The organism is Paenibacillus sp. ALE3 (genome assembly GCF_054113405.1).
The window spans coordinates 3514459-3540618 of record NZ_CM134214.1 but is presented as its reverse complement, the minus strand read 5'-3'; the positions used below and the strand labels follow the sequence as shown (position 1 = coordinate 3540618).

Annotated in this window: 24 protein-coding genes and 1 riboswitch; of the genes, 17 read left to right on the top strand and 7 right to left on the bottom strand. The window is 44.5% G+C overall.

Annotation, left to right across the window (positions count from 1 at the left end; genetic code table 11):
• Positions 1 to 133 precede the first annotated feature (133 nt).
• Positions 134 to 1141: an HRDC domain-containing protein gene (locus ACXHJ2_RS15630; RefSeq protein ID WP_165081451.1), complete on the top strand. Its 1008-nt coding sequence runs from the start codon at positions 134 to 136 to the stop codon at positions 1139 to 1141.
• A 158-nt stretch (positions 1142 to 1299) separates the two neighbouring features.
• On the opposite strand, the gene corA is transcribed toward ACXHJ2_RS15630, so the two are convergent.
• Entirely contained in the window at positions 1300 to 2235 is a 936-nt protein-coding gene (corA, locus tag ACXHJ2_RS15625) for a magnesium/cobalt transporter CorA (RefSeq protein WP_013370115.1), read from the bottom strand.
• Between the two features lie 549 nt (positions 2236 to 2784).
• Positions 2785 to 2911, top strand: a riboswitch (SAM riboswitch).
• A 117-nt stretch (positions 2912 to 3028) separates the two neighbouring features.
• Here corA and metA point away from each other — a divergent pair.
• The 4 genes from metA (at position 3029) to mqnC (ending at position 7983) form a co-directional block, all read left to right on the top strand.
• Positions 3029 to 3946 carry a homoserine O-acetyltransferase MetA gene (metA, locus tag ACXHJ2_RS15620; RefSeq protein WP_040101786.1) on the top strand — a complete coding sequence of 306 codons (918 nt, stop codon included), beginning with the start codon at positions 3029 to 3031 and terminating at the stop codon, positions 3944 to 3946.
• A 124-nt stretch (positions 3947 to 4070) separates the two neighbouring features.
• The gene (locus tag ACXHJ2_RS15615) at positions 4071 to 5255 is read left to right on the top strand and encodes a PLP-dependent transferase (protein WP_137078149.1); all 1185 of its coding nucleotides are present in this window, start codon (positions 4071 to 4073) and stop codon (positions 5253 to 5255) included.
• Positions 5252 to 6430, top strand: coding sequence for an aminotransferase class I/II-fold pyridoxal phosphate-dependent enzyme (locus ACXHJ2_RS15610; RefSeq protein WP_165081453.1), 1179 nt, complete (start codon positions 5252 to 5254; stop codon positions 6428 to 6430). Before ACXHJ2_RS15615 ends, ACXHJ2_RS15610 begins: the two co-directional genes overlap by 4 nt.
• 419 nt (positions 6431 to 6849) lie before the next feature.
• A complete protein-coding gene (mqnC, locus tag ACXHJ2_RS15605) occupies positions 6850 to 7983 on the top strand; it encodes a cyclic dehypoxanthinyl futalosine synthase (RefSeq protein ID WP_029516502.1) in 1134 nt (377 codons plus the stop codon).
• Positions 7984 to 8079: 96 nt separating this feature from the next.
• Here mqnC and ACXHJ2_RS15600 read toward each other — a convergent pair whose 3' ends face one another.
• The 4 genes from ACXHJ2_RS15600 to ACXHJ2_RS15585 all read right to left on the bottom strand — a co-directional run bounded on the left by ACXHJ2_RS15600 (position 8080) and on the right by ACXHJ2_RS15585 (position 11343).
• Positions 8080 to 8940, bottom strand: a complete 861-nt coding sequence (locus ACXHJ2_RS15600; RefSeq protein ID WP_137078151.1) for a YitT family protein — start codon at positions 8938 to 8940, stop codon at positions 8080 to 8082.
• Between the two features lie 84 nt (positions 8941 to 9024).
• Entirely contained in the window at positions 9025 to 10251 is a 1227-nt protein-coding gene (locus ACXHJ2_RS15595) for a cation:proton antiporter (protein ID WP_064963906.1), read from the bottom strand.
• A 4-nt stretch (positions 10252 to 10255) separates the two neighbouring features.
• A complete protein-coding gene (locus ACXHJ2_RS15590) occupies positions 10256 to 10750 on the bottom strand; it encodes a cation:proton antiporter regulatory subunit (RefSeq protein ID WP_017426654.1) in 495 nt (164 codons plus the stop codon).
• Positions 10751 to 10947: 197 nt separating this feature from the next.
• Positions 10948 to 11343 (bottom strand): hypothetical protein, encoded by a 396-nt coding sequence (locus tag ACXHJ2_RS15585; protein ID WP_137078152.1) that lies wholly within the window; start codon positions 11341 to 11343, stop codon positions 10948 to 10950.
• Positions 11344 to 11582: 239 nt separating this feature from the next.
• Here ACXHJ2_RS15585 and ACXHJ2_RS15580 point away from each other — a divergent pair, with 239 nt between their 5' ends.
• The 12 genes from ACXHJ2_RS15580 (at position 11583) to ACXHJ2_RS15525 (ending at position 24360) form a co-directional block, all read left to right on the top strand.
• Complete coding sequence (locus ACXHJ2_RS15580; protein ID WP_165081455.1) at positions 11583 to 12464, top strand: putative sporulation protein YtxC; 882 nt, start codon at positions 11583 to 11585, stop codon at positions 12462 to 12464.
• 61 nt (positions 12465 to 12525) lie between these two features.
• Positions 12526 to 13101, top strand: a complete 576-nt coding sequence (locus ACXHJ2_RS15575; protein WP_013370126.1) for a 3D domain-containing protein — start codon at positions 12526 to 12528, stop codon at positions 13099 to 13101.
• A gap of 85 nt (positions 13102 to 13186) precedes the next feature.
• The gene (locus tag ACXHJ2_RS15570; RefSeq protein ID WP_013370127.1) at positions 13187 to 13495 is read left to right on the top strand and encodes a hypothetical protein; all 309 of its coding nucleotides are present in this window, start codon (positions 13187 to 13189) and stop codon (positions 13493 to 13495) included.
• 196 nt (positions 13496 to 13691) lie between these two features.
• Positions 13692 to 15275 (top strand): S1C family serine protease, encoded by a 1584-nt coding sequence (locus tag ACXHJ2_RS15565; protein ID WP_165081458.1) that lies wholly within the window; start codon positions 13692 to 13694, stop codon positions 15273 to 15275.
• Between the two features lie 150 nt (positions 15276 to 15425).
• Complete coding sequence (locus ACXHJ2_RS15560) at positions 15426 to 16115, top strand: response regulator transcription factor (RefSeq protein WP_013370129.1); 690 nt, start codon at positions 15426 to 15428, stop codon at positions 16113 to 16115.
• A 1-nt stretch (position 16116) separates the two neighbouring features.
• On the top strand, positions 16117 to 17595 hold the full coding sequence (locus ACXHJ2_RS15555) for a sensor histidine kinase (RefSeq protein ID WP_013370130.1): 1479 nt from the start codon (positions 16117 to 16119) through the stop codon (positions 17593 to 17595).
• A gap of 112 nt (positions 17596 to 17707) precedes the next feature.
• Entirely contained in the window at positions 17708 to 18664 is a 957-nt protein-coding gene (locus ACXHJ2_RS15550; RefSeq protein WP_014599573.1) for a 4-hydroxy-3-methylbut-2-enyl diphosphate reductase, read from the top strand.
• A gap of 266 nt (positions 18665 to 18930) precedes the next feature.
• Positions 18931 to 19974 carry a 3-deoxy-7-phosphoheptulonate synthase gene (aroF, locus tag ACXHJ2_RS15545; RefSeq protein WP_165081460.1) on the top strand — a complete coding sequence of 348 codons (1044 nt, stop codon included), beginning with the start codon at positions 18931 to 18933 and terminating at the stop codon, positions 19972 to 19974.
• A 266-nt stretch (positions 19975 to 20240) separates the two neighbouring features.
• A complete protein-coding gene (gene glnA / locus ACXHJ2_RS15540; protein WP_013370134.1) occupies positions 20241 to 21665 on the top strand; it encodes a type I glutamate--ammonia ligase in 1425 nt (474 codons plus the stop codon).
• 269 nt (positions 21666 to 21934) lie between these two features.
• Positions 21935 to 23026: a 3-phosphoserine/phosphohydroxythreonine transaminase gene (gene serC / locus ACXHJ2_RS15535; RefSeq protein WP_013370136.1), complete on the top strand. Its 1092-nt coding sequence runs from the start codon at positions 21935 to 21937 to the stop codon at positions 23024 to 23026.
• Positions 23027 to 23270: 244 nt separating this feature from the next.
• A complete protein-coding gene (gene trmL, locus ACXHJ2_RS15530; RefSeq protein WP_165081462.1) occupies positions 23271 to 23735 on the top strand; it encodes a tRNA (uridine(34)/cytosine(34)/5-carboxymethylaminomethyluridine(34)-2'-O)-methyltransferase TrmL in 465 nt (154 codons plus the stop codon).
• A gap of 376 nt (positions 23736 to 24111) precedes the next feature.
• A complete protein-coding gene (locus ACXHJ2_RS15525) occupies positions 24112 to 24360 on the top strand; it encodes an AbrB/MazE/SpoVT family DNA-binding domain-containing protein (protein WP_014599574.1) in 249 nt (82 codons plus the stop codon).
• Between the two features lie 99 nt (positions 24361 to 24459).
• On the opposite strand, the gene ACXHJ2_RS15520 is transcribed toward ACXHJ2_RS15525, so the two are convergent.
• Both ACXHJ2_RS15520 and ACXHJ2_RS15515 read right to left on the bottom strand, forming a co-directional pair.
• Positions 24460 to 25527: a phosphodiester glycosidase family protein gene (locus ACXHJ2_RS15520; protein ID WP_165081464.1), complete on the bottom strand. Its 1068-nt coding sequence runs from the start codon at positions 25525 to 25527 to the stop codon at positions 24460 to 24462.
• Positions 25524 to 25931 carry a hypothetical protein gene (locus ACXHJ2_RS15515; protein ID WP_013370140.1) on the bottom strand — a complete coding sequence of 136 codons (408 nt, stop codon included), beginning with the start codon at positions 25929 to 25931 and terminating at the stop codon, positions 25524 to 25526. Before ACXHJ2_RS15515 ends, ACXHJ2_RS15520 begins: the two co-directional genes overlap by 4 nt.
• Between the last annotated feature and the right edge of the window lie 229 nt (positions 25932 to 26160).

The window sequence follows — 26160 nt, the reverse complement described above, 5'->3', positions numbered from 1 at the left end:
ATCATATAGGCAACAGCATAGTACGGATCAAAAAGGGAAGCACCTTTCTTGCGAATACGCGGGATAGGTGCTTTTTTTTTGCATTTTTGTATTGTGCGGGTCAGTAATCTAATTATATGAGGGAGGAAGAATCATGGAGATTGTATTTTTAAATCGCTTGTCCAAACGGAATGAACAGGGCTGTGAGGACTTTGCGCAGGTATGGATTGGACAACATGAAGGGGGATGGAGTGCAGGCTGGAGCACACACCATGTCCCAGATGAAAGTATAGACGATCTTTGGTATGAGGGGAGTTTGTGGCAGGAATTACTGCATGTATACCGTCATGAGCTGGCGCTCAAGATGGCTGAGGGCTACAGGCCTCTAATTCATGGCGTTTTTCATGAACAAGAAGGATCATCGGGACGTGGACAAACGCTACAAAAGCTGTATTGCTATAGTGATTTGTTTCCGCGTGATGAGGTGTATGAACAATTGACAATGTGGAGACGGCAAAAGGCAGCAGCTGAGCGAAAAGCACCTTATTTTATCGCTACGAATCGACTACTTCGACTCATCAGTGTCTTTCTTCCTCATACCGAAGAAGAATTGTTAGAACTGCCTGGTATGGGCCTGGGTAAGGTGTCGCAATATGGGACGGAGCTATTGGCTATTACGAAGCAAAATGATCGGACTACGCCATTTCCGCTGAACTGGGTAACAGAGGAACTTGAAGAAGAAGTTTTTTTGTCATGGCTGTACAAGCAAAAAGAAAACCAGTACAGACAGGAACTAAACAAGTTTAGCCTGACTAGAGCGATTATCGAAGGTATTTCGGACGGTCTTTCACTGGAGCATATCGGAATGAAGACAGGCTTGCACCGTCGAGAAATGATTGAAGCTGTGGAACATTTGGATAGGGATGGAATGGATATGGAGAAGCTGATCTGCACGGAATTGGCACATGTATCTGAGGAGGAGCAAGCAGCCATCTGGTCTGCTTATGCAGAGTTGGGAGATACGCTGCTCAAGCCCATTATGCTAAAAGTGTATGGAGAAGAAAAAGCGACGGAAACAGGAATGGATCAAATTTATGAGCGATTGCGATTGATTCGTATACGGTTCCGCCATCAGGAGGTACCTGACCAACATGTTGGATAATATAGAGACGATTGGAAGTGCCCTAAAGTACAAATAAGGTGCAATATAAAAAAAGCAGCAGCGAGTTCCTCATAGGAATCAGCTGCTGCTTTTGATGACCAAGCTTGAAAAATCGGAATAAACACCCAGCTTGGTAGTTTTGGTTTACTCTCTTCTTTTCAAACCCAGTCCTTCTTGCGGAAAATACAGAACATACTGACACCTAGTGCCACCATAATCCCAATGACGACAAAATAACCATAACGTGTATGAAGCTCAGGCATATTATCAAAGTTCATCCCATATATTCCGGTAATGACCGTCAACGGCATAAATACGGTTGTAATGGCGGTAAACACACGCATGATTTCATTAGCACGGTTGGCGATACTTGACTGATAAGCTTCTCTAAGGTTCCCCATTAAGTCGCGATAAGTTTCGAAAGTCTCCGAAATTTTCACAGCATTTTCATAAATGTCGCTAAAATATTTTTGTAGTTGATCGTCGATAAGTCGCAAATCCCGTTTGTTCAGGGTATTGATGACTTCCTTTTGCGGACCGAGCACTTTTTTTAGCCATAGAATCTCACTGCGCAAGCCGATGATTTCGTTCAAGTGCGACTTTTTCGTATGCATTAGAATGTCTTCTTCCAGCTTTTCAATACGAACCTCAATCCGGTCACCAACCAGAAAATAGTTGTCAACGATCAAGTCGACCAACAGATACATAAAACGGTCAGGCTGGCTGACTTCCTGCTCCCACAGCATAGGCTTGAGAGTACGAAGCTCATTGATTTTCTGCTTGGTCACCGTAATGATAAAATGGCGGCCGAGAAAAATGTTCAAAGCACGCAAAAATATTTCTTCATCATCAAAACGAATACTATTTACAACGATAAAATAATGGCTTTCATAAATTTCAATCTTTGGACGCTGTTCTTCTTCACTTAAACAGTCCTCTACTGCAAGATCATGCATAGAAAATAAGGGCTGGAGCACTGTCAAATCCTCGACATCGGCATCAATCCAATAAAAGCCTTCTGCCGGTGCAGTGAGCGCCATTTCAATTTCTTCGACAGGGGTAAAAACCCCGTTGTTAACCAAACGGATTTTCATATATGTCACTCCTTATGCTCCGTCGTAACGGAAATACGTTTACCTTAAGCATAAGGAATGGACTCAGTTAGCCAGTTAGCCGGTTCGGGTAAGCGTGCATACCATCAAAAGCAGAAGGCTTTTGGAGCGTGCAGAGCCTGGCGTCCCGTCTTTCGGCAAGCTGAAGTCATTCCTATGCTGTTGTTCAGGGATCGCCGCCTATTCGGACTCGGGTCGCCTTCCATTCCGGATTCACCTCACAAATGTTCTTTTTTAGATTGCCACAGTATCGCAGAAAACACTCTAATCTACACTGCTGCACCATATTTTTGCCTATTAGCACTTGTATAGTATAACGCTCGGCCTACGGCCTTTCAAGCGCAAAATCATGGGCAAAATCAACAGCAGTCATATGAGCTTCTACGACAGCGAGGATATGATTTAACCTATGGAAAAGGTAGACAAAATGTGAATGCAGGGCACAAATTTATAAGTCCATCTTGACGAAGCCCAGCCGATGCATTAAAGTGAACAACAAGAACTTTGTGAACCCAAAATGAATATAGCGAAATCTTATCAAGAGCAGGTGGAGGGACTAGCCCGATGATACCCGGCAACCGGCGATTTTTATCGCACGGTGCTAATTCTTGCAGGACTCGCGCTTTGTACAAAAAAGCGTAGCCCTGACAGATGAGAGAGGCGCATATGGATACAAATATGACCTTTCTCTAACTGAGAAAGGTCTTTTTATTATATGCCCGGCATCTCTACCAGACGATTTTCGCACAACTTACCGATCAAGGAGTGAGTTTACATGCCGATTAAAATCCCAGACACGCTGCCTGCCAAGGAAGTGCTGGAGGGCGAAAATATTTTCGTAATGGATGAAAGCTTGGCTTATCATCAGGATATTCGTCCGTTGCGTATCGCCATTTTGAATTTAATGCCTACCAAGGAAACGACGGAAACCCAACTGTTGCGCTTAGTCGGTAATACGCCGCTACAAGTAGATGTCACGTTGGTGCATATGAAGTCTCATATATCCAAAAATACATCGCAAGAATATTTGAACATGTTCTATAAAACGTTTGATGAGATCAAGAACAGTCGTTTTGACGGCATGGTCATTACAGGAGCTCCGGTTGAACAGCTTGAGTTTGAGGATGTGAACTACTGGGAAGAGATCCGGCAGATCTTTGAATGGACGAAAACGAATGTAACTTCGACCATGCATATCTGTTGGGCCTCACAGGCAGGCTTATACCATCATTTCGATGTCCCTAAATACGGGCTCGACACCAAATGCTTTGGCGTATTTCCACACACCGTAATTAAACCTAAAGTAAAATTGCTACGCGGCTTTGATGAACTGTTTTATGCTCCTCACTCCAGACATACAGAAGTTCGGCGGGAAGATATTGATCATATTGCCGAATTAGAAGTCTTATCCGAATCCGAGGAAGCTGGAGTATACCTAGTAGCCACACTTGACGGTAAACAAATTTTTGTAACAGGGCATTCTGAATATGACCCGCTTTCACTGAAATGGGAATACGACCGCGATGTGGCCAAAGGACTGGATATTGACGTCCCCAAAAATTATTTTCCTAACGATGATCCTGAACGCATACCACCCTCTATCTGGCGAGCTCATGCCAATTTATTATTTTCAAATTGGCTTAACTATTATGTATACCAAGAAACACCTTATGATATCGGACCTCAGATTTAAAAAGGGGCTTGTCGTTTACCCTTATACAGTAACGCCTTGCAGTAGCGCAGCAGTATAGTCTAGGACATCCATTTTTGCAGCATATGTTATAGCACCTACTATGGAAGTGAACAGGAGGATTCATATGAGTGAGAAACAATGGAAAATCGAAAGCAGATTGGCACAAATTGGTTCAATTGAGGAGCCAGTAACTGGGGCTGTTAATTACCCGATTTACCAATCTACGGCGTTCCGCCATCCCCGTCTGGGCCAAAGCACTGGGTTTGATTACATTCGGACGATTAATCCCACGCGAAAGGTACTGGAAGAGGCTGCTGCTGCACTTGAATCTGGTGATGCAGGCTTTGCTTGCAGCTCAGGTATGGCAGCGCTGCAAACTGTATTTGCATTGTTTGGACAGGGAGACCACCTCATTGTATCGCTGGATCTTTATGGCGGGACCTATCGTTTGCTAGAGCGTATTTTATCCAAATTTGGTGTGACCGCAAGCTATGTGGATACAAACGATCTTGTAGCACTCCAACAGTCATGTCGACCGAATACCAAAGCTGTATTCATAGAAACGCCTACAAACCCGTTAATGATGATAACTGATATTCAAGCGGTGGCTTCATGGGCATCACAACATGAGTTGCTTACTATTGTAGATAATACGCTGCTAACACCATATTTCCAGCGGCCATTGGAACTGGGTGCGGATATTGTGGTACATAGCGCAACCAAATATTTGGGCGGGCACAACGATGTGCTGGCAGGGTTGATTGTAACCAAAGGAAAAGAGCTGTCAGCTGAAATTTCCTTCCTGCACAATTCCATAGGAGCCGTGCTTTCCCCGAGCGACTGTTATCAGTTGATGAAGGGGATGAAGACGTTAGCGCTGCGCATGGATCGACATGAGCATAATGCAACGGTGTTGTCTAATTATTTACTGACGCATCCGGCAGTGGCGGAAGTATTTTACCCGGCGCTTGAAGGTCATCCGGGTCGTGAGATACAAAATAAACAATCCAGCGGAAACACAGGGATTTTCTCCTTTAAAGTAAAGGATGCTCGTTATGTGGAGCCTTTGCTTCGTCATATTAAGCTTATTGCGTTTGCCGAAAGTCTGGGCGGTGTGGAATCGCTAATGACTTATCCTGCTGTGCAGACACATGCGGACATACCGGCAGAAATTCGGGATGCAGTCGGGGTAGATGACAGGTTGCTTCGTTTCTCCGTAGGTATCGAGCATACAGATGACCTGATTGAAGATTTGCGTTCGGCACTGGAAGCGGCACGTCAAGAAGTAGAAGGAGGGGAGCAGCAATGATAGAGGATGCGAGGAAGATCGGAGAGGATCAGGGCAAAGGGCGGAAATTCGCAACCAAGCTGCTGCATTTTGGCTCTGAAATTGACAGTGTTACAGGGGCATCGAGTGTCCCGATCTATCAAGCTTCGACCTTTCACCATCATGATATTTTTAATCCTCCGCAGCATGATTATAGCCGCTCAGGTAATCCGACACGACAAGCTTTAGAAGATTATATCGCATTATTAGAAGGCGGAGCTTGCGGTTTTGCCTTTGCCTCTGGTATGGCTGCTATCTCCACTACATTTATGCTCTTATCGGCTGGTGATCATGTCATTGTTTCGGAGGACGTATATGGAGGGACATATCGACTGCTGACCTCCATCTTGAAACGGATGAATATCGAAACGACCTTCGTCGATATGACGGATCTCAACCTTGTGAAAGAGGCGTTGCAGGAAAATACAAGGGCTGTGTATATGGAAACCCCCTCTAATCCGACACTTAAAATTACCGATGTGGCAGGAATAACCTCTTGGGCAAGGGATAATGGGCTGTTGACGTTATTGGATAATACTTTTATGACACCTTATTATCAACGTCCGATTGAGCAGGGAGTCGATATTGTATTGCACAGTGCGACCAAGTTTTTAGGTGGACACAGTGATGTACTGGCAGGACTTGCGGTAGCTCGTACTGAATCATTGGGGAGACAAATCAAGCAGCTGCAGAATGGATTGGGTACCGTGCTGGCTCCGCAAGAGTCTTGGTTGCTTATGCGTGGGATGAAGACACTAGAGGCGCGTATGGCTCACAGCGAAAAAAGTGCAGCTAAGCTTGCAAACTGGCTAAACGAGCGCAATGACATTGAAGCGGTATACTATCCGGGTTTGGAGAACCATCCAGGGCGTGCAGTTCATGAGAGTCAATCGAGCGGTTATGGTGCAGTGATATCGTTTGATGTGGGTTCTGGTGAGCGTGCAAAAGAGGTCCTCAGTCGTGTACGTATTCCCATTGTGGCGGTGAGTCTGGGAGCTGTGGAAAGTATCTTGTCGTACCCAGCAATGATGTCACATGCGGCTATGCCGCAAAGTGTCCGGTTGGAGCGCGGGATTACGGACGGTCTACTCCGTTTTTCCGTAGGTCTGGAGGACATTGATGACCTGATCAGTGATCTGGATGAGGCGCTGTGCTAGAGCGATAGTACATCGCAGCATCTTCGTCGGAGTAAATATGTACAGTACTAAACAGCAAGTTTCCAGTATTTCAGGAGGCTTGCTGTTTTCTATAAAATAACATGAACGACAGTGTGAAAAAAGACACTTTTCAGTTCTGTTTTCTTATTTTTTGGCTATATGCAACGTTGAGATAAGCTTGGCAGTTGCCTGTTTTCCTAGGTGAAAAGCAGAAAGAAGCGGGAATAAGTATGGTTCCTTACCTAAAGATATGTTAGTATTATCATTAGGTTTTACTATGCTAAATAGCACAGACAACATACAAGGCTAGTCATGAACATACATTACGGCAGGGTTCGAACGCAGGTTTGTGAAAGCATTCTCGTTCATAAGTCCTGTCGTTCATTTCGTCGCCCTGTGACAGCGAAGGAGGATACACCATGAGTGTAATCGACCATATTTTAGATAAAGCCCTACGCGGCGAACGCCTGAATTTAGAGGATACCGTTGCTTTGTTCGAATCAGACGAGGTAGAAAAAATCGGTCATGCGGCGAATAAAGTTATGAATCGCATGCATCCCGATCCCGTTAAAACCTTCGTTATCGGACGAAATATTAACTATACAAATGTGTGTGACGTATACTGTCGCTTCTGCGCTTTTTATCGTAGACCAGGTTCTGATGAAGGTTATGTTTTGCCGGATGAGGTGATCTTTCAGAAGATCAAGGAAACGCAGGAAGTAGGTGGCACCGAAATTCTAATGCAAGGCGGTGTGAACCCGAATCTGCCGTTCAGTTATTATACCGATTTGCTGAAAGGTATCAAGGAGCGTTTTCCCGATATTACGATGCACTCCTTCTCGCCAGCTGAAATTCACAAAATGAAGGAGAAATCTGGTCTTTCTATGGAAGAAACAATCCGCGCCATTCATGAAGCTGGATTGGATTCGCTTCCGGGCGGGGGTGGAGAAATTTTGGATGACCGCACACGCCGCAAAATTAGCCGTCTCAAAGGCTCTTGGCGTGATTGGATGGATGTCATGCAAACGGCTCACAAGGTTGGGATGAACACGACTGCTACGATGGTTATTGGCTTTGGCGAGTTGATGGAGGAGCGTGCGCTGCATTTGTTGCGTGTTCGTGATGCTCAGGACGAATGCATTGAAAACAAATATAATTCTGAAGGATTTTTGGCCTTTATTCCTTGGACCTTCCAGCCAGACAATACCAACCTGAAGAAGGAACGTCAGACGCCGGAGGAATATCTGAAGACCGTTGCGATCAGTCGTCTTGTATTGGATAACATCAAGCATATTCAATCCTCATGGGTAACTATGGGACCTGAAATCGGTAAAAAATCGTTGTACTACGGTTGCGATGATTTTGGTAGCACCATGATTGAGGAAAACGTAGTTTCCGCTGCAGGCGCAACGTATAAGGTTAACATTGAATCCATTTTACAGTTGATCCGTGAGACGGGTCACATTCCGGCACAGCGTAATACCCGTTATGATATTATTCGTACTTTTGACAGTGCCAGCAGTATTGAACATGATTTTATCATGCAAAATTAATATCCGTTAATATAGTGTTCATTACAAAACGCTTATCTGTACTAATCGTTATACATAGATTAGTGCAGATAAGCGTTTTTTTGATGTGTTACTTTGCTATGCTTTCCATCGTTTCATATACATGATCTCAGCCTGTGGGTCTGCCATTTGGATGACTGCCTTAAAGCGCTGCAAATCTAGAAGATGAACGCTGTAAACGATGACCATTTGTTCTTTTTTATCTGATTCACTTTTCATCTTCCCCTTTATCTGGGCAGAGCCTTCAATAGGTGTGCCGTGTAAACGCAACCTGCGATATATGGCATCTTCGACAGTTTGCTGTTTTTTGCTGACAACACAGACCATGCGTCTCAGACCAGTAAACATCAGCCGGGTCGTTTCATATGCAGCGAGACAGGATAAGGCGGAATAGAGGGCTGGCTCCCATCCTAACACAAAGCCAGCCGTAATGAGCAGCAGGCCATTACACAACATTACAATCTGTATTAACGGAATTTTCCGATGGGTTAGTACCAAAGTGGATGGACGGCCATCGTCAGATTCGCTAAGTCCTAGTGAATCAAGCAGCCCCCCGTGACGAGCTGTCAGTGCTGCGCCAAGCCCAATACAGATTCCGCCTCCCAAAGCGCATACGACCGGATGGCCGCTCACTGCCGGAAAAGGCGAGAGAATGATGGCTGAGCCTGAAAAGGCAAACAAGCCGGGGAGTGCGCGAAGCAGCATGGGCTTGTGAGTAAACAAAGAATACAGCAGCATTAGTGGCAAGTTTAATACGAATAGCAGCAATCCAAAATGCTCCTGTGTGTAAAGCGACATGAGTCTGGAGATTCCTGTAACGCCTCCAGCGATCATATCGTGCGGATGTAAAAACAATTCCAGACCGACGGATGCCGTAATTCCGCCAATCACCGTATAAAAGACAGGGAACCTGCTCGCATCTCCTGAAGCGGGCTTCACAAGCCGCCTCATAGAGTTTCGGCATGTTTTACAGCGTGCGGCATAGCCTTCCCTCCTATGGATTGTCGTATCCAGCTTTTACAGTTACGCCGATTTGCTTTCTTCCTTTCGTAAACGAGGGTCCTTAAATTTGAATATTTTGTTTAGCATATTAAAGATAGGCTTTGACTGCTTTGTCAGAAGTGGTCCAAGAATTGCCAGTATGAGTACATAGATGGCTGCAAAAGGTTGAACAATATCAAGCAAACCGCCTTCTTTACTCAAGTTGGCCATGATGATCGAAAATTCGCCTCGCGCCACAATAGTTAAACCGATATTTGCGGATGCTTTGGGAGATAAGGACGCCGTACGCCCAGCCAGCATACCCGCCCAAATATTACCAAATAGTGTGAGAAGGACTGCTGCCAGCGCAAGCCATATGGCGTTACCTCCTAAGGACAGCGGATCAATGGAGAGTCCGAAGCTGAAGAAGAACAGGGCACCGAAGAAATCACGGAAAGGAACAATTAAATGTTCAATCCGTTTGGCGTGTTCCGTTTCGGCCAGTACTAGACCAACCAGCAGGGCTCCAATAGCTTCCGCTACATGAATCGTTTCCGAAAAGCCAGCCACCAGAAACAGTGAGCCAAAAACAACAAGTCCGAATACCTCATTGGAGCGGATACGGAGAATCCGATTTAGCAGAGGGACGGCCTTTCGACCGATAATAATAACTGCAAGCATAAAGCCAAGCGCGATGAGTGCCGATAGCAGTACACCCCCGAGCGAGGAAGAATCGCTAAGAACCAATCCGGAGAGGATGGAGATGTAGACGGCGAGGAAAACATCCTCAAACATAATAATACCTAAAATCATTTCTGTTTCAGCATTAGCGGTACGCTTGAGATCGACCAGCACCTTGGCTGCAATAGCACTGGATGATATTGTCGTAATTCCGGCAATAACCAGTGTCTCTGCTACAGGAAAGCCGCTCAGAAAGCCCAGAGCCAGCCCCAGTGTAAAATTGATGCCAATATAAATGGTACCGCCTACAGCAATGGAACGACCTGATTTAATCAACCGACCTACTGAGAACTCCAGCCCTAAGTAGAAGAGAAGAAACAGCACTCCGATTCTCCCCATAAAATCAATAAACGGGGCGCTTTCGATAAACCGAAAATCAAAATGCCATAGCTCCATCGCATGCGGTCCAACTGCCATTCCGATCAGAATATAAAAAGGGATGACCGAGAAGCGCAGTTTGGAGGATATCAGCCCAGCTGCAGCGATTAGAGCAATAGCCAATCCAACCTCAAATACCAGATGATCCATCCAATCACCCGCTTCCGTTCATAAGGATTTGTTTAAAGCGTTTCTGCTGGTCACGTTCTCCAACAACAACTACAGTGGCATCATCGCTAATAATCACTTCAGGGCCAGGATTTACATATTTTTTTCCCTTTTTCTCCACAATGGCAATAACCGTGGCGCCCGAATTTTGCCTTACATCCAGCTCCCCGATGGATTTGCCAACACTTGCATAGTGGGATTCCACTCTATACCATTCGATAATAAAATCGTCAAAAGTCATTTCTACACTTTCAAGCTGCTTGGGCTTATAAGTCATACCACCGATGATAGAGGCTACCAATCGTGCTTCCTGATCATTCAGGGTTGTCATAGAAATGCTTTGTTCCAGATCCTCGTAATCAAAGTGATATAGTTCACGTCTGCCATCATCATGAATAATAATGACAATTCGGTCACCACTCTCCGCATCTATTCGATACTTAATTCCGATTCCTGGCAAAATAGACTCTCGAATATCCATTTATAAAGCCTCCTGTATAATACGTTTATTTAAGTGAATGATATGGGAAATAAATCACATACTTTGGGAATGACATGATAAAATTAGAATTCATCAAATTTTAAATAAAAAATATAAAATTAATTTTACGCATTAGATGAATAGGAAAAGTTAGCAAAGAGACATGCAATTGTGGTGATATGCATGCTAAAAGGAGGTTAAGCCACATAACTAGAGGTGAATTTGATGGGGAATAAGAATAATTGCTTCTTTAGCTTACAGATGACAGGAATAAAAGGCAGACGTAGCTTAGGAATGCTCATGAGCAGCACAAGCGCTATCAAAATGACAAAGGGAAGTGATTTAGCCGCAGCAATCACCAGATGAAGTAACGGGGAGGATTTGCGTACCGCTGGTTTGGAATGATGTTCCAGACCGTGAGAATCGGTTTCTAACGAAGTAACCTCAGCCTGAGGCATAAGTGAAGAACCTAAAGTAAATTGAAGGGATTGAGTGGTATCTTCCGCGTGAAACGTCACAGGGAGGGACAAAATCTGAACGAGGCTCAATATGACGATCATGAATGTACGCAGCATGTTCAGCATCGTTGACATCTTATCTCCTCCCTCTTGTGAAAAATTCATATCACTATAACCTTAACATACCCCGCCCTAAATATTCAAACGGCTTTCGTTTTTTACCTAATCACGGTAATTGTTTATAACACGATTCACGTCTCTTTGAAACCTGATCAGCCTCTTTTGCATATGTCTTTCTGTTTCCAGTCGTTCACTTCGTATAACCCTTCGGAGGCCGCCATATACTGAAAGCAGTGATCGAAAGGAGTGAGCCAATGGAACTGTTTACAGTGTGGACCAATACAGACGGAGATCAAGAAACCGACCGTTTTTACGAAGTGGTCAAAAGTAGAACCAAGGGACTACATATGTCACGGCGCGGATTTCGATTCACTTTCAGACAGCTGGACAACAAAGTGGCATGGACCTGCAAGGGCACTGAAAGCAATTCGGCGTTTGAAAGCTTTCTTCCCTGTGTATACAGCATCATGTCTTCGGCAATAGCGGATTATATTATCGAAGTCAGGGAGTGGAGGATACTCAATCATATTCTCAACAAAGCCTGCTCGTTGCTGGAGAAAGAGGACGTTGAACAAATTCGTAGTATGATTCGCTCACTGTTAAATGATGATGGTCCCCGAGGACGTTTAAAGCGTCATAGTAAGCTGACCACTCTCCTGGAAAAGGATTTCAAGGAGCTTCGTGTGATCAATTTGGAAGGGCTTATTCAATTCAGACTGCATGCGTATAAAAAAGAGCTTGAAGAAATCGTTGACTATGCCATGGAAGAATTCTGGGCAGATCGGCAATACGAAGAATTTATGGGGCTGCTTAAATATTTTGTGTTTTTTCAGGAAAGCAAAGTTCCACTCGTGCATGTACTTCACCAAGGGGGGCATGATTTTACCATTCTCGATAGTGCCATGGTGCCCATACCGACTCCTGATGCAGATGATATTATTGTGGAAATGCCCGGTATTGAACTGGAGATGGAGGTTGAAGATCGAATCGTCAGTACCCTTATTTCGATATCTCCTGCTTCCATTATATTGCACACAGACGATGAGCACACCCCTATTGTGCGGACGCTCCTGCATATTTTTGAAGATAAAGTGAAGCTAAGCAGACTTTATCCGGGGCAGGATGTTCAAAAATAATCAATAGTTCGTATAAACCCATGGATTTCTGGAAAGCCTTTGCCTCAAGGGGAGGTTTTTTATGAGATCCATGTTGGTATGGAAACGGGTTTTGGGAGCCATGTTAATCGCAATTTGTCTGGTATTGCCCGGCAATGAGGTTTACGGTCACAAAGAACCGGTCCAGCATAAGAAATGGCAGTCTGCACCTGTTTTGGCTCCACGCGAAGAGCAGGTTATTACGACCATGACGGTCACGGCAACAGGATATACAGCAGGCTATGAATCCACTGGCAAACGGCCGAATCATCCCGGTTACGGTATTACGTATTCCGGTGTAAAAGTGCGTCGTGACAAAAATACACTGTCCACGATTGCGGCTGATCCGAAGATGTTTCCTTTGGGCAGCATATTGTACATTCCAGGTTACGGCTACGGGATTGTAGCAGATACAGGTTCAGCGATTAAGGGCAATAAAATTGACTTGTATTTTAAAACAATCCGGCAGGTGTATTCTGAATGGGGCAAGAAAGATGTGGATGTTCAAATCATAAAAAAAGGAAACGGAAAGTGTACGGAAAAAATGATAAAATCGCTGCAAAAGGCGATAGAAACGCATAAGACCATTCCGCCCGAGACACTGGATGCTTCCATATAATCCTTGAATATTGTTTTTCCTGACTTCACATACTATGTTTCGGGATGAGCTTATCCCGCAAAACCATACTGGGAGGTTGAGGAATATGCCAAATCAAGGCGGAAGTTCTTTCACGAACAAAGGCTTCAAGGCAAACACAGGAAATCAGTTCAAAGCGGAATTTGCACAAGACGATACGGTAGGCGTTGTTTCTCAAAAGGTAAAGCAGTCTGAACAAAATAAAATTCAAGACAACTTCCAAACACCAAATGAGAAGTATGACGAAGAATTTGCGACAGATCAAGGCGGTACAAGTGCAGTAGCGCAAAAAGTTCAAAACTCCAGTCGCAGCAAAATTCAAAGCAATGCACAAACACCGAACGAAAAGTTCGACGAGAACTTTAACACAAAATAAAAAAGCATACTCAACACGAAATGCTCCGGATTGAATTCCGGAGCATTTCGCGTTGAGTAAAAGTGGCTAGATACAATAGGTCTGAGGTTTTATCTCCTTTTTAATTTTTTTTAAGGTGGAATTAAGGTTTAAAGTGCAAAATAAAGTCAGTTAAACAACACCACCTTGAAGCATAGGGTTTGGGAGGAGATATACAATGGACGAATTTAGAAATAATAATTCCGGGCGCCGGAACGACAATGATCAGGTTGATAACGATAAAGCAACTCGGCAAAACGATTCAAACGGTTCCTCATATTATTATTCCTATGGCCCTTTTTCCTCAGTGCAGTCGGACGGACAACGCAGGGAAGGGCAGTCGGTGGAGGACGTTGAGATTACGCCACCGCAGGCAGTGAGACCGCTTCCTTCCTCTTATCAACGTGCTATGCCTGAGCAACAGGATGGTTCTGGTCGGAATAGTGGAAACTGGCAATTTAAACCCAATAAGCCCAAGTCGCAGGTAAAAACGATCTTATTATCTTTTTTAGCCGGAATGCTGGTCATTACGGTATTGATGTATACAGCTGACCGAACCAATATGTTCACACCGGAGACAGCGTTGACTTCGGCGGCAGCTGAAAGCGGAGAAACGACGAATTCGGGAACCACTAACTCGTCTCCAAGCGCAGTTCCAGCTGTGATGCCTTCAGGTACGGCTGATGTTCAATCTGTTGTGGCCAAGGCTGGTCCGGCAGTCGTCAAAATTGAAACGCTTGCCAAGCAATCGAGTGCTGGCAGCGGCAGACAAAGCAGCCCTTATTACAATGACCCGCTGTATCAATACTTTTTCGGTAATCAGTATGGCGATAGTGGCAGCAGCGGCAATAGTAACGAAAATGAAGGTAGCAACAGTGGACAGCTGACTCCGCTGGGTATTGGTTCCGGTTTTATTTTTGATAAATCGGGTTACGTCCTGACCAACAACCATGTTGTGGAAGGCGCGAGTGTGGTTCAGGTTACAGTAGAAGGAACCAACAAGCCTTACGAAGCCAAGGTCTTGGGCAAAAATGCAGATCTAGATTTGGCAGTTCTTAAAATTGAAGGAAAAAATAACTTCCCTACCGTAACCTTGGGAGACTCCGATAACGCTAAAGTCGGCGAGTGGATGGTTGCAATCGGTAACCCAGAAGGCTTTGAACATTCAGTAACAGCCGGTGTGCTAAGTGCGAAAGAGCGTACTATCACCATTAACAGTGAATCAACTGGAAAACCGACGCAATACAAGCATCTCATCCAGACGGATGCCTCCATTAATCCTGGTAACTCTGGCGGACCGTTGTTAAATCTTCAAGGGCAGGTTATCGGTATGAACGTAGCTGTTAGTGCAGATGCACAGGGGATCGGGTTTGCGATTCCGTCCAATACGATTTTGGAAGTCGTCGATAAGCTGAAAAATAACCAACCTATTCCGAAAGAACCTGTACCTTTCATTGGTGCAAGTCTGCTAAACTTGAGCCCTGAAGTAGCCAAGGAATTGGGTACATCTCTGACCGAAGGTTCGGTTGTTCGGGATATTATATACAAATCACCAGCTTATCAGGCCGATCTGCGTCCTTACGATGTAATTATCGGAGCCAATGGCACGCCTTATAGCACATCACAGGAGTTAATTCAATTTATCCAAAAACAAAAAGTGGGTACAGCACTTACGCTTAACATCGAACGAGCCGGGCAGAAAAAAGATATTCAGCTGAAAATAGGCAACAAAAATGATTTTAGCTCGACTCTTCAGCAGTAAGAGAATAACTCTAAAATTGAACATGAACGTAAGAAACGGAAGGAAGACGCCCCTTCCGTTTCTTACTGTATGCGGTGGCAAGATGCTACACGCGTCTACTCCTGCTACAATAGAGGGAAAAGAAGAAGAGATAAAGGAGTTTGATCGTGTATGCGTTCTACTATTCTGATCATTGATGACGATGAAAAAATCGTATCCATGCTGCGCAGAGGGCTGGCTTTTGAAGGATATGAAGTGCTGACAGCCACCAATGGAGCAGAGGGATTAAATAAAATGCTAACAGCTGAGCCTGATTTGGTCGTACTGGATGTAATGATGCCGCAGGTCGATGGTTTTGAGGTTTGCCGGCGTATGCGAGAGGGAGGAAGCACGGTACCTGTCCTAATGCTTACAGCCAAGGATGAGGTGGAGAACCGGGTGAAGGGTCTGGATCTGGGGGCTGATGATTATCTCGTGAAGCCGTTTGCTCTGGAGGAGCTGCTGGCACGAGTGCGAGCGCTTTTGCGGCGTAAAACTGAACAGCAGGACAATAATGGGAATCGGCTTACCTTCGAGGATTTACAACTGGATAACGAATCACGTGAAGTGGTTCGTGGTGGCAAACGCTTGGAACTGACGGCCAAAGAATTTGAGCTGCTCCATTTGTTCATGCAAAACCCGAAACGTGTTTTGTCGCGTGATCTGATTATGGATAAAATTTGGGGCTATGACTATAGCGGAGAATCGAATGTGCTGGAAGTATATATTGCCATGTTGCGACAAAAAACGGAGCAGGATGGTGGCAAACGGCTTATTCGTACCATTCGGGGAGCTGGCTATATTTTAAGAGGTGATGTGTAATATGTCTATTCGGTGGCGGCTGACAGCTTGGTATTCGAGCATCTTGGCTATAGTGCTTGTCATTTTTGGTCTGGCTATTTACGGACTAGTATATTACTACACATATAATGAAGTGAAAAGTCAGCTTATGACTCAGGCGCCACAGATTAACAAGCAATTACGCCTTATTATAAAAGGGGGATTGTTTGAGGTCCCTAACCTGGATTTGGGATTGGAGCAGGGGCGTGGAATAGATGACTCACAGCTATATGTTCAAATTTACAATTATACGTCCGGTGTAACTAAAACGACCCAAAATATGAAAGACCTCAGTATCACCTTCCCTGTTCCGTCTACAGCGGCAGGAGCAGTTCAAAATGAGGGAGTTCGGCGTGTGAACGTAAATGGTGATTCCTTTATGATTTATCAACAGTCGATCAAATCCGAGGAATTGGGCTTGGTGGTCGGGCTGCTACAGGTAGGGCAATTCACGGGTTCTCAGGACCGACTCATGAACAGGTTACAAAATGTGCTTGTGTACGGTTCGTTATTTGCCTTACTGGCTGCTGCGACCTCTGGTCTCTTCCTGGCTCGTAAATCTATGAAGCCGCTGGTTAAGGTGATTGAGGGGGCCAATCAGATTCAATCGAGCAATGATTTGAGTGTTCGGATTGAATATGACGGTCCGCCAGATGAAATAGGACAATTGATCGGGACGGTTAACAACATGCTGGGGCGTACAGAAGTGTTCTACAAGGAACTTGAAGATGCATATGGTGCGCAGCGCCGCTTTGTAGCCGATGCTTCCCATGAACTGCGCACACCCTTGACGACGATTCGTGGCAACGTTGATTTTCTGCTCAAAATGTGGACTACTGAACCGGGCGAGCGACCGAATATGGATGAAGCCATGATTCGCGAGCTTTCCATGGAGGCGCTGAATGACATGGCGGATGAAGGCAAACGAATGAGTCGCTTGGTGAGCGATATGTTGTCACTCGCAAGAGCGGACACAGGGAAAACGTTCGATAAGATGCCTGTTGCGCTGGAGCCGCTCGTAAACGAGGTTGCTCGTCGTGCTCAGTTTTTGGAGCGAACGGCCGAATGGAATGTAGGCGACTTTTCGTTGTTGAATGGTATTTATATGGACGGAAGCAAAGATTATTTACAGCAAATGCTATTCATTTTCATTGATAATGCTTTTAAATATACACCTGAAGGCACAGTCCGATTTGATGCAATTGTATATCAGGGACAGGTGGGGCTACGGATTAGTGATACAGGCATTGGTATGGACAAAAGTGAGGTTCCCTTTATTTTTGACCGGTTTTACCGGGCAGATGAGTCACGCGGCGTGACAGAGGGAATTGGCTTGGGATTATCGATTGCCAAGTGGATTATTGATGAACATCAGGGGTCTGTGGAAGTGGTTACGCGCCAAGGAGAAGGAACGACCTTTGTCATTTGGCTTCCAGTCAGCTTTTCCGCGCCATTGGAATAGGCTATAATAGGAGGGGAACTACATCATAGAATTGGCCGGTAGAGGCATAAAAAGCCCACAGCTGTCCAGTTATTGGAGCTGTATACTGTGTCGAAGAAAGTGGGGGCTATTTTTGGAGGTACTCAGAATTTCGCCCCGGGGTTACTGCTACGGCGTAGTCGATGCCATGGTATTGGCTCGTCAGGCAGCCAGAAATTTGGATTTACCCCGGCCTATTTATATACTAGGCATGATTGTTCATAACAGTCATGTTACCAATTCCTTTGAAGACGAAGGGATTATTACATTGGACGGACCGAACCGCATGGAGATTTTAAGCCAGGTAGAGAGTGGTACTGTCATCTTCACTGCTCATGGCGTGTCACCAGAGGTTCGCAAGCTGGCACGGGATAAGGGATTGACTACGGTTGACGCAACCTGTCCTGACGTGACGAAGACACATGATCTGATTCGGGAGAAGTCAGCCGAAGGCTATCAGATTGTTTATATTGGCAAAAAGAATCATCCAGAGCCAGAGGGAGCTATCGGTATTGCTCCTGACCATGTTCATCTGATTGAAAAGGAAGAAGAGATTGACGGTCTTACACTGTCAGCAGACAAAATCCTGATTACGAACCAGACAACCATGAGTCAATGGGACATCAAGCACATTATGAAGAAGCTGCTGGAGAAGTACCCAGGTGCCGAGATACACAATGAAATCTGTTTGGCAACGCAGGTACGTCAGGAAGCGGTAGCTGAGCAGGCAGGACAGGCGGATCTGGTAATCGTGGTCGGTGACCCGCGAAGCAACAATTCCAACCGATTGGCTCAGGTGTCGGAAGAAATAGCTGGTACCACGGCTTATCGTATTTCTGATATAACCGAGCTGAAGAGGGAGTGGCTTGAGGGCGTAGCCAAAGTAGCTGTGACCTCCGGGGCTTCAACACCTACGCTGATTACCAAAGAGGTCATTACGTATTTGGAACAGTATGATGCGGATAACCCGGAAACATGGGAGATTCGGCGAACCATTGATATGAAAAAACTGTTGCCTCCTGTACGAGAAAAGTCAAAAACGACGAAATAGTATGTGATTGATTACAGCCGTTATTCGGATACAAACGTCCGGGTAGCGGCTTTTTTTAAACTGTTTAAGTGCCGATATTATCCAATTAGACCAGCTACACTAATTCAAAAAAATAGAACAATTCGGGATAATTAAGCCTTGACGAGTCAAGTTAAAACAGGTATAGTTGCTTTAACGAATAAAAGCTTAAAAGCGAACAAGCGTCTAAGTGTCACAATATCATCCTATGTGATTGTAAAATATGGTTTATAGAGAGGAAGAAAAAAATGATCGTTATCGCTGGTGTTCAAACACCTGAAGAACATATTCAAGCTATTGTTGAAGTTATTGAAAAAGAAGGATTGCAGGCTCATGTATCGCGAGGATCGGATCGTACGATTATCGGGCTGATTGGAAGCGTAGAGCCGAAGCTGGCAGAACATCTACGCCAAATGAAGGGTGTAGAAAATGTGGTTAAAATTTCGAAGTCCTACAAATTGGCCAGCCGTGATTTTCATCCGGAAAATACGGTGATCTCCATCAAAGGTGTAAATATCGGCGGGGACGAGCTTGTCGTTATGGGGGGACCATGTGCTGTTGAGTCTGCTGCACAGATCGATGAAATTGCCGGATTGGTCAAAGCTGCAGGAGCGCAAGTCCTTCGTGGAGGTGCTTTTAAGCCGCGTACAGGGCCATACAGCTTCCAAGGAACGGGTGTAGAAGGTTTAATCATGATGGCTGAGGCGGGTCAGAAGCACGATCTCTTGACCATCACAGAGGTCATGACACCTGAATACGTAGACATCTGCGCGGAATACGCCGATATTCTGCAAGTAGGTACACGTAATATGCAAAACTTTGATCTGCTGCGCAAGCTGGGTACTTGCGGCAAGCCAGTATTGCTCAAGCGCGGTTTCAGCTCGACTTATGACGAGTTCTTGAATGCTGCTGAGTACATCTTGGCAGGCGGCAATCCGAATGTTATGTTGTGTGAGCGCGGTATCCGTACATTCGAAACTTACACGAGAAATACGCTCGACTTGTCCGCGATCCCTGTTTTGCAACAGTTGAGCCATTTGCCGGTCATTTCCGATCCTAGCCATGGCACAGGTAGACGTGAACTGGTTGTTCCTATGACGAAGGCTTCGGTAGCTGCCGGAGCGGATGGTTTAATTATTGAAATGCATACAGACCCTGACAACTCGATGACGGGGGATGGTGTACAGTCCCTATTCCCGGATCAATTTGCAGATTTACTAAAAGATTTGGAACTGTTAGCCCCTGCAATTGGAAAAACATTCCACACACCTAGTGCCGTATCTAAAAACTAATTATTAACATTAATGCATAAAAGTTTTGCCGCAATGCAGTAAATGAGAGTAAAATCACCTAAAAGCCCGATGTTTCGGGCTTTTTGTATTGTTCAAATGTTATCAAGGGCGTAAGCATATCTAACATTAGTTTAAAAAATACCTTACATAGCTATTGACCCGTGTCATGTTTGAGATTTATAATGACGACAGAAAAAAACATTCGATCATGAACATTTCAGGGTTGTATAAGACTTAATGTTCGGAAAAATTGGGAGGAAGAAGACATGTCCGTTGAAAACGTATTGAAAACAATTCAAGAAAATAATATTGAGTGGGTAGATTTTCGTTTTGTAGATTTGTCTGGTCGTGCTCACCATATTTCGTTGCCAGCTTCCGAAGTAGATGAAGAAACATTTGTTAACGGTGTTGCTTTCGACGGTTCTTCCATTCCCGGCTATCGTGGCATTGAGGAATCCGACATGGTTATGCTGCCCGATCCAGAAGCGGTTTTTATCGACCCTTTCACTCAGCATCCTACACTGAATATCCTGTGTGACATTGCTACGCCAGACGGGGAAAAATATGACCGTGATCCTCGTGGCATTGCCAAAAAAGCTGAGGAATTTCTGCAATCCGCAGGAGTGGGCACAGCGGCATTCTTTGCACCTGAATCTGAATTTTTCATCTTTGATGATGTTCGCTACGAAAGCGGCATGAATAGCTCCTCCTTCTTCGTAGATTCCGAGGAAGCAGCTTGGAACACGAACCGCAAGGAAGAAGGCGGCAACCTGGGCTTTAAAGTGGGAGTGAAGGGCGGCTATGTACCTGTAGCACCAGTAGACACCCAACAAGACATTCGTAGTGAAATGTGCCGTTTGCTTGAAGAAGCAGGCCTGAGAATTGAGCGCCATCACCATGAGGTGGCTACAGCAGGCCAAGCGGAAATCAACTTCCGTTTTGATACACTCAAGAAAACAGCAGATAACCTGCTCGTTTATAAATACATTGTACACAACACAGCTCGTCAATATGGTAAAGTGGCAACATTCATGCCGAAACCAATTTTCGGGGACAACGGAAGTGGTATGCACGTTCACCAATCTATTTTTGACGGCGATACTCCTTTGTTCTACGAAAAAGGTGGTTATGCTAATCTGAGCGAAATGGCTCTTCATTACATTGGTGGTATTCTGTACCACGCACCTGCGTTGATCGCTTTGACCAACCCAAGTACCAACTCGTTCAAACGTCTCGTTCCTGGTTACGAAGCGCCGGTTAACCTGGTATTCTCCAAAGGTAACCGTTCTGCGGCTGTACGTATTCCAGTAGCGGCTGTTACTCCTAAAGGCTGTCGGATCGAGTTCCGTACACCGGACTCCACAGCTAACCCTTACCTTGCCTTCTCAGCAATGCTGATGGCGGGTCTGGATGGCATCAAGCGCAAACTGAACCCAATCGAATTGGGCTATGGTCCACTCGACACTAACATCTATGAGCTATCTGATGCTGAAAAAGGCAAAATCCGCAGTGTACCTGGTACACTGGATGAAGCTCTGGACGCTCTGGAAGCCGATTACGAATTCCTGACTGAGGGCGGCGTATTTACGAAGGACTTTATTGATAACTATGTAGAGTTCAAACGTTCTGAAGCTAAATCGGTGAATATCCGTGTTCATCCACATGAATACAGCTTGTATTTTGACTGCTAATAATACATCGATAGCATAGCTGCTTTTGAATAACGCTCATTAGCCTGCGGGGAATAGATGTTGTTCAAAATAGGTCTCCGGTCTCACGCCGGAGACCTTTTACCATTAAGAAGAATATTACAAAATGAAGATGTTAAATATATTAACATTCACAGCTTTGTCACATCGTAAAGGAATTCGGAAACATTTTTATACAAGTCTTGAACGCATTTATGAATACTGCTATCATAGCGATAATATCCACACCAGAGTAGAGAAGGGATGGGAAATTGTTGAGTAAGAGAGCCTACAATTTTAATGCAGGACCGGCGGCATTGCCGCTTAAAGTATTGGAACGTGTACAAGCTGAATTCGTAGATTTCCAGGGAACAGGGATGTCCATCATGGAAATGTCTCACCGTGGAGCCGTGTATGAATCTGTTCATAATGAGGCGCAGGAACGTTTGTTATCTCTGCTGGGCAACCCACAAGGCTACAAGGTGTTGTTCCTCCAAGGGGGCGCAAGTACGCAGTTTGCCATGCTGCCTTTAAATTTCTTGAGTGAAGAGCAGATCGGAAGCTATGTAATGACAGGTAGCTGGTCGGACAAGGCGTATAAAGAAGCTAAGCTATTGGGCAAGGCTCACATTGCCGCCTCCTCCGCTGATGAGAAATACATGCGTCTTCCAAATGTGGATTCCTTGGACTTGCCTGAGAATACTGCATATGTGCATATGACATCCAATGAGACGATTGAAGGTACACAATTTAAGCAATTCCCGGATACGGGTTCCGTACCGCTGATTGTGGACATGTCCAGTGATATTTTTTGCAAACCTTTTGATGTTACTCAATTTGGATTGATTTATGCTGGTGCGCAAAAAAATCTGGGACCTTCTGGTGTAACGGTCGTGGTTGCCCGTGAAGAGCTACTGGCTTCCTCACCAGGTAATATTCCTACAATGCTGCGTTACAGTACTTATCAAAAGAATAACTCTCTCTACAATACTCCCCCATCCTTTGCCATATACATGGTGAATGAAGTGCTCAAATGGATCCAGGAGGAAGGCGGTTTAGAAGGCATCGAGCGTGTGAATCAGCAGAAAGCTGCTCTGCTATACGACCGTATTGACAGAAGCGAAGGCTTCTATCGTGGCTGTGTGGACAGCGCTGATCGTTCTATTATGAACGTAACCTTCCGCCTTGCAAATGAGGATCTGGAAAAACAATTTATTAAAGAATCCGAACAAGCCGGGTTCATCGGATTGAAGGGGCATCGCAGTGTAGGAGGGCTTCGTGCCTCGATCTACAATGCGGTTCCACTGGAGAACTGTCAAGCATTAGCCGAGTTTATGGATGGATTTAAGCAACGTAACAGTTGATTACACAGACATATATTTCGATACACGATATTTGAAATCGAAAAGTAAAAATAAAGCCTTCCCTGAATGTGTATAGGGGAAGGCTTTTAGTGGTGTAGGGAAAATGATATTTTTTTGTCGTTTGATGTCTATATCCCTCTGATTTTGTTAAAATGAAGAGAGTGCATGCTTTCAGCGTACACATTTTGGTTAGACTTTAGGTTATTTGTCTGATGAATTTAATGATGAAAGGAATGAAAAACTGATGCCATTACATATTGTGCTTGTCGAGCCGGAAATTCCAGCTAACACAGGGAATATTGCCAGAACATGTGCTGCAACCGGAACTCATCTGCATCTGGTTAAGCCACTGGGTTTTCGTACCGATGATGCTACGTTAAAACGGGCTGGGCTTGATTATTGGTATGCTGTCCACATTGAGTATCACGAGTCTTTTGCTGAAGTACAAGAGAAATATCAAGCAGGTCGCTTTTTTTATGCGACGACAAAGGCAAAACAGCAGTATAGTGATATTGAATTTCAGGATGGAGACTTTTTGATATTTGGTAAAGAAACGAAAGGTTTGCCTCCTGAGCTGTTAGCTGCTAATCCTGATACATGTATCAAGATGCCAATGTCAGATAAAGTAAGATCTCTAAACTTGTCGAATTCCGCTGCGATTATTGTATATGAAGCGCTGAGGCAATTGGATTTTCCAGGTTTATCGTAATAAACATCAATCGATCAAGTATAAATGCGAATAAAGAACCAGGACCTTAGTTGCTGATAAAAGTTGCACTATTATTGCTCGAAAGTACATGACAGTAGAGCTTGAATAAAGGATATATGGTCATAAATTTGCGGAAATTCTCTGTGAAAGCTAATGTTAATTAGCTTTCCGGTCGATAAAAATATTATAGACATTCTGTACCATACTTTGATATGGTTCATGATTTTATGAAAAAATGTAATAAAATTTCCTGCGATCAGCAGGATTCGACAAAAAGACAGCGAATACTACATAAAGAATAGTGTCTTTGTACCTAGTTTTTCGCCTGGAAAGAAAATTGAAAGCTAATACTCAATAGGAGAGGTGTACGATCACGATGAAACCTGCCGGTGTGGTACGTAAAGTTGATCAGTTGGGGAGAATAGTTCTGCCTAAGTCACTACGTAAAAGATATCAAATGAATGAGGGAGATCCTGTCGAAATTTTGGTTCAGGGCGACCATATTATTTTGGAGCGTTATCGTCCAAAATGTGTATTCTGCGGCTCAATAGAACAAGTGAACGATTTCAAAGAACGTTATATTTGTGCTCAATGCCTGACAGAAATGACACAGTACTCCTCCTAAATGAGGCAAAAGCATCACGACATTCGTTCGTGATGCTTTTTTTCGGATAGAGCTATGCCTGAACAGCATATATTTAATTGGATAGTAAACTACACCTAACTATTTATAGAACAAAAAATGAGTAGGGACTGGACGCAAATTACCATCTGACGGTTTGTTTACGATTCGGCCGTTTAGTATAAGGGACGAGGAACCGCCGCCGTCCAAATTATAAGCATCTTGAACACCCAGATTGAACATCTTCCCTTGGAGTTCTTCGAGCGTTGCACCTGAACCCCCACTTTCATTGTAGCCGTCTACGACAATAATGAGCAACTGATCATCTTTATAGTTGCCAATGACTGTACGTGGAGCCCGCTTGGGAGAGACTTTCCATTTATCAGGAATAGGCACTTTTTGTCCCCTTTGTAACAGAACGGGAACGAAGGTAGCTCCAAAGGCAGGTTTTAAGCTGTCAAGAGCACCTTGATTGTAAAATTTGCCCCCAATAAGCTTGCCGTCGTTACTCAATCCAACGAATGACAAGTCCTTGAAACTCGACTGAAAGCCAGTAAGGTAGCGGCCGTTCAAGACAGTAGTGCTTAATGGATAGCGTTTGCCATCTCCATCGGCAAAGCCGCCTGCGTTGATGCCAGCAATAGCTCCGTGTCTCAAGACTGCACGCATGGTCGTTTCTGAGCCACCCAACTTGTCATTTCCCAAAGACATTTTCATTGCCTTAGGATCTTTAAGTTTGACTTTCATAGCGTATCCGTGATAAATTCCCGGGTTTACTTTAAACAATTCAATGGTAATCCGGTTGCTATCTACCTGGTAATAGGGAACACCCAGTTTGGCAGTGATGCGCCGATTATAGATAACCGCGGGTCGCTTGGACTGCGCAGAGGCAGTCACGACAAGCTGATTCATCGTTTGGGTCGTTTGTTTGTAAATCTCAGACGTTCGGCGAATCGTAGATAAGGTATACGTTGCTGTTTGCTTGGCTTCATCAAGCTGCTTGCCTACTGATTGCGCTTGTAGAGTGATTTCGGCTTTTTGCAGACTCGGAGATGTAGATTCAGGAAAGCTCAAAGGGGGATGCACTAACAAAATACACCCTAACAAACCGATAAAAGGAGCAAGGGCCAACATAAAGAACCGGTTTACTAGCTTTGCATCTACATTCATTTTAGCAAGTCCATTTTTTTCTGAAGTGTATTGAGTTGCTGCTTGACTTCATTTAATTGAGTATACAGTTTATTGCTATTATCGGTCTTGTTATTGGCATTATCCTTTGTAAAGGTCAGTAGTTCGTTGAAGGACTGAACTTTGCCCTGCAATCCGCTAACTTCCTTGGAAAGTGCAGTCAGTTGCTTTTCATAGTCGGATTTGAGTGCCTGAATCTGTTGGTCTGTATGGGTTTGCATTTCGTTTAGCATTTGCTGCTTCAAGTGATTGCTATACAGATAGGTTGCGAGAGCACCTAGTATAATAAGAATGAACCAAAATAGCAGAAAAGTCTTTACGGGCAACCCCTTTCTTGAATTGCTCCGCCGGGCTTCGGCAGGAGGACGTTCAGGTGAAGCTTGCATGCGATTTTCAACTCCCGTGTAAATTCAAATTTCCAGTCTTTATTTGCAGTACCAATTCTATCATGGGCCTATTTATTTCGCAAAAGCGAAATAGTCATATAAAAATATTGGAAAAAGAGATTGCATCGGAAGGAAGTCCTAGGATACAATTTCCTTAAATCGTTTTCGCTTCCTATACGTTCACATTTACGCAATTTCTACATAAGCATTCTTTAGTTTTATGATTATT

Coding starts and splice junctions, on each gene's coding strand:
- ACXHJ2_RS15630 (WP_165081451.1), top strand. CDS start 134: ATGGAGATTGTATTTTTAAATCGCTTGTCCAAACGGAATGAACAGGGC.
- corA (WP_013370115.1), bottom strand. CDS start 2,235: ATGAAAATCCGTTTGGTTAACAACGGGGTTTTTACCCCTGTCGAAGAA.
- metA (WP_040101786.1), top strand. CDS start 3,029: ATGCCGATTAAAATCCCAGACACGCTGCCTGCCAAGGAAGTGCTGGAG.
- ACXHJ2_RS15615 (WP_137078149.1), top strand. CDS start 4,071: ATGAGTGAGAAACAATGGAAAATCGAAAGCAGATTGGCACAAATTGGT.
- ACXHJ2_RS15610 (WP_165081453.1), top strand. CDS start 5,252: ATGATAGAGGATGCGAGGAAGATCGGAGAGGATCAGGGCAAAGGGCGG.
- mqnC (WP_029516502.1), top strand. CDS start 6,850: ATGAGTGTAATCGACCATATTTTAGATAAAGCCCTACGCGGCGAACGC.
- ACXHJ2_RS15595 (WP_064963906.1), bottom strand. CDS start 10,251: ATGGATCATCTGGTATTTGAGGTTGGATTGGCTATTGCTCTAATCGCT.
- ACXHJ2_RS15590 (WP_017426654.1), bottom strand. CDS start 10,750: ATGGATATTCGAGAGTCTATTTTGCCAGGAATCGGAATTAAGTATCGA.
- ACXHJ2_RS15585 (WP_137078152.1), bottom strand. CDS start 11,343: ATGTCAACGATGCTGAACATGCTGCGTACATTCATGATCGTCATATTG.
- ACXHJ2_RS15580 (WP_165081455.1), top strand. CDS start 11,583: ATGGAACTGTTTACAGTGTGGACCAATACAGACGGAGATCAAGAAACC.
- ACXHJ2_RS15575 (WP_013370126.1), top strand. CDS start 12,526: ATGAGATCCATGTTGGTATGGAAACGGGTTTTGGGAGCCATGTTAATC.
- ACXHJ2_RS15570 (WP_013370127.1), top strand. CDS start 13,187: ATGCCAAATCAAGGCGGAAGTTCTTTCACGAACAAAGGCTTCAAGGCA.
- ACXHJ2_RS15565 (WP_165081458.1), top strand. CDS start 13,692: ATGGACGAATTTAGAAATAATAATTCCGGGCGCCGGAACGACAATGAT.
- ACXHJ2_RS15560 (WP_013370129.1), top strand. CDS start 15,426: ATGCGTTCTACTATTCTGATCATTGATGACGATGAAAAAATCGTATCC.
- ACXHJ2_RS15555 (WP_013370130.1), top strand. CDS start 16,117: ATGTCTATTCGGTGGCGGCTGACAGCTTGGTATTCGAGCATCTTGGCT.
- aroF (WP_165081460.1), top strand. CDS start 18,931: ATGATCGTTATCGCTGGTGTTCAAACACCTGAAGAACATATTCAAGCT.
- glnA (WP_013370134.1), top strand. CDS start 20,241: ATGTCCGTTGAAAACGTATTGAAAACAATTCAAGAAAATAATATTGAG.
- trmL (WP_165081462.1), top strand. CDS start 23,271: ATGCCATTACATATTGTGCTTGTCGAGCCGGAAATTCCAGCTAACACA.
- ACXHJ2_RS15525 (WP_014599574.1), top strand. CDS start 24,112: ATGAAACCTGCCGGTGTGGTACGTAAAGTTGATCAGTTGGGGAGAATA.
- ACXHJ2_RS15520 (WP_165081464.1), bottom strand. CDS start 25,527: ATGAATGTAGATGCAAAGCTAGTAAACCGGTTCTTTATGTTGGCCCTT.
- ACXHJ2_RS15515 (WP_013370140.1), bottom strand. CDS start 25,931: ATGCAAGCTTCACCTGAACGTCCTCCTGCCGAAGCCCGGCGGAGCAAT.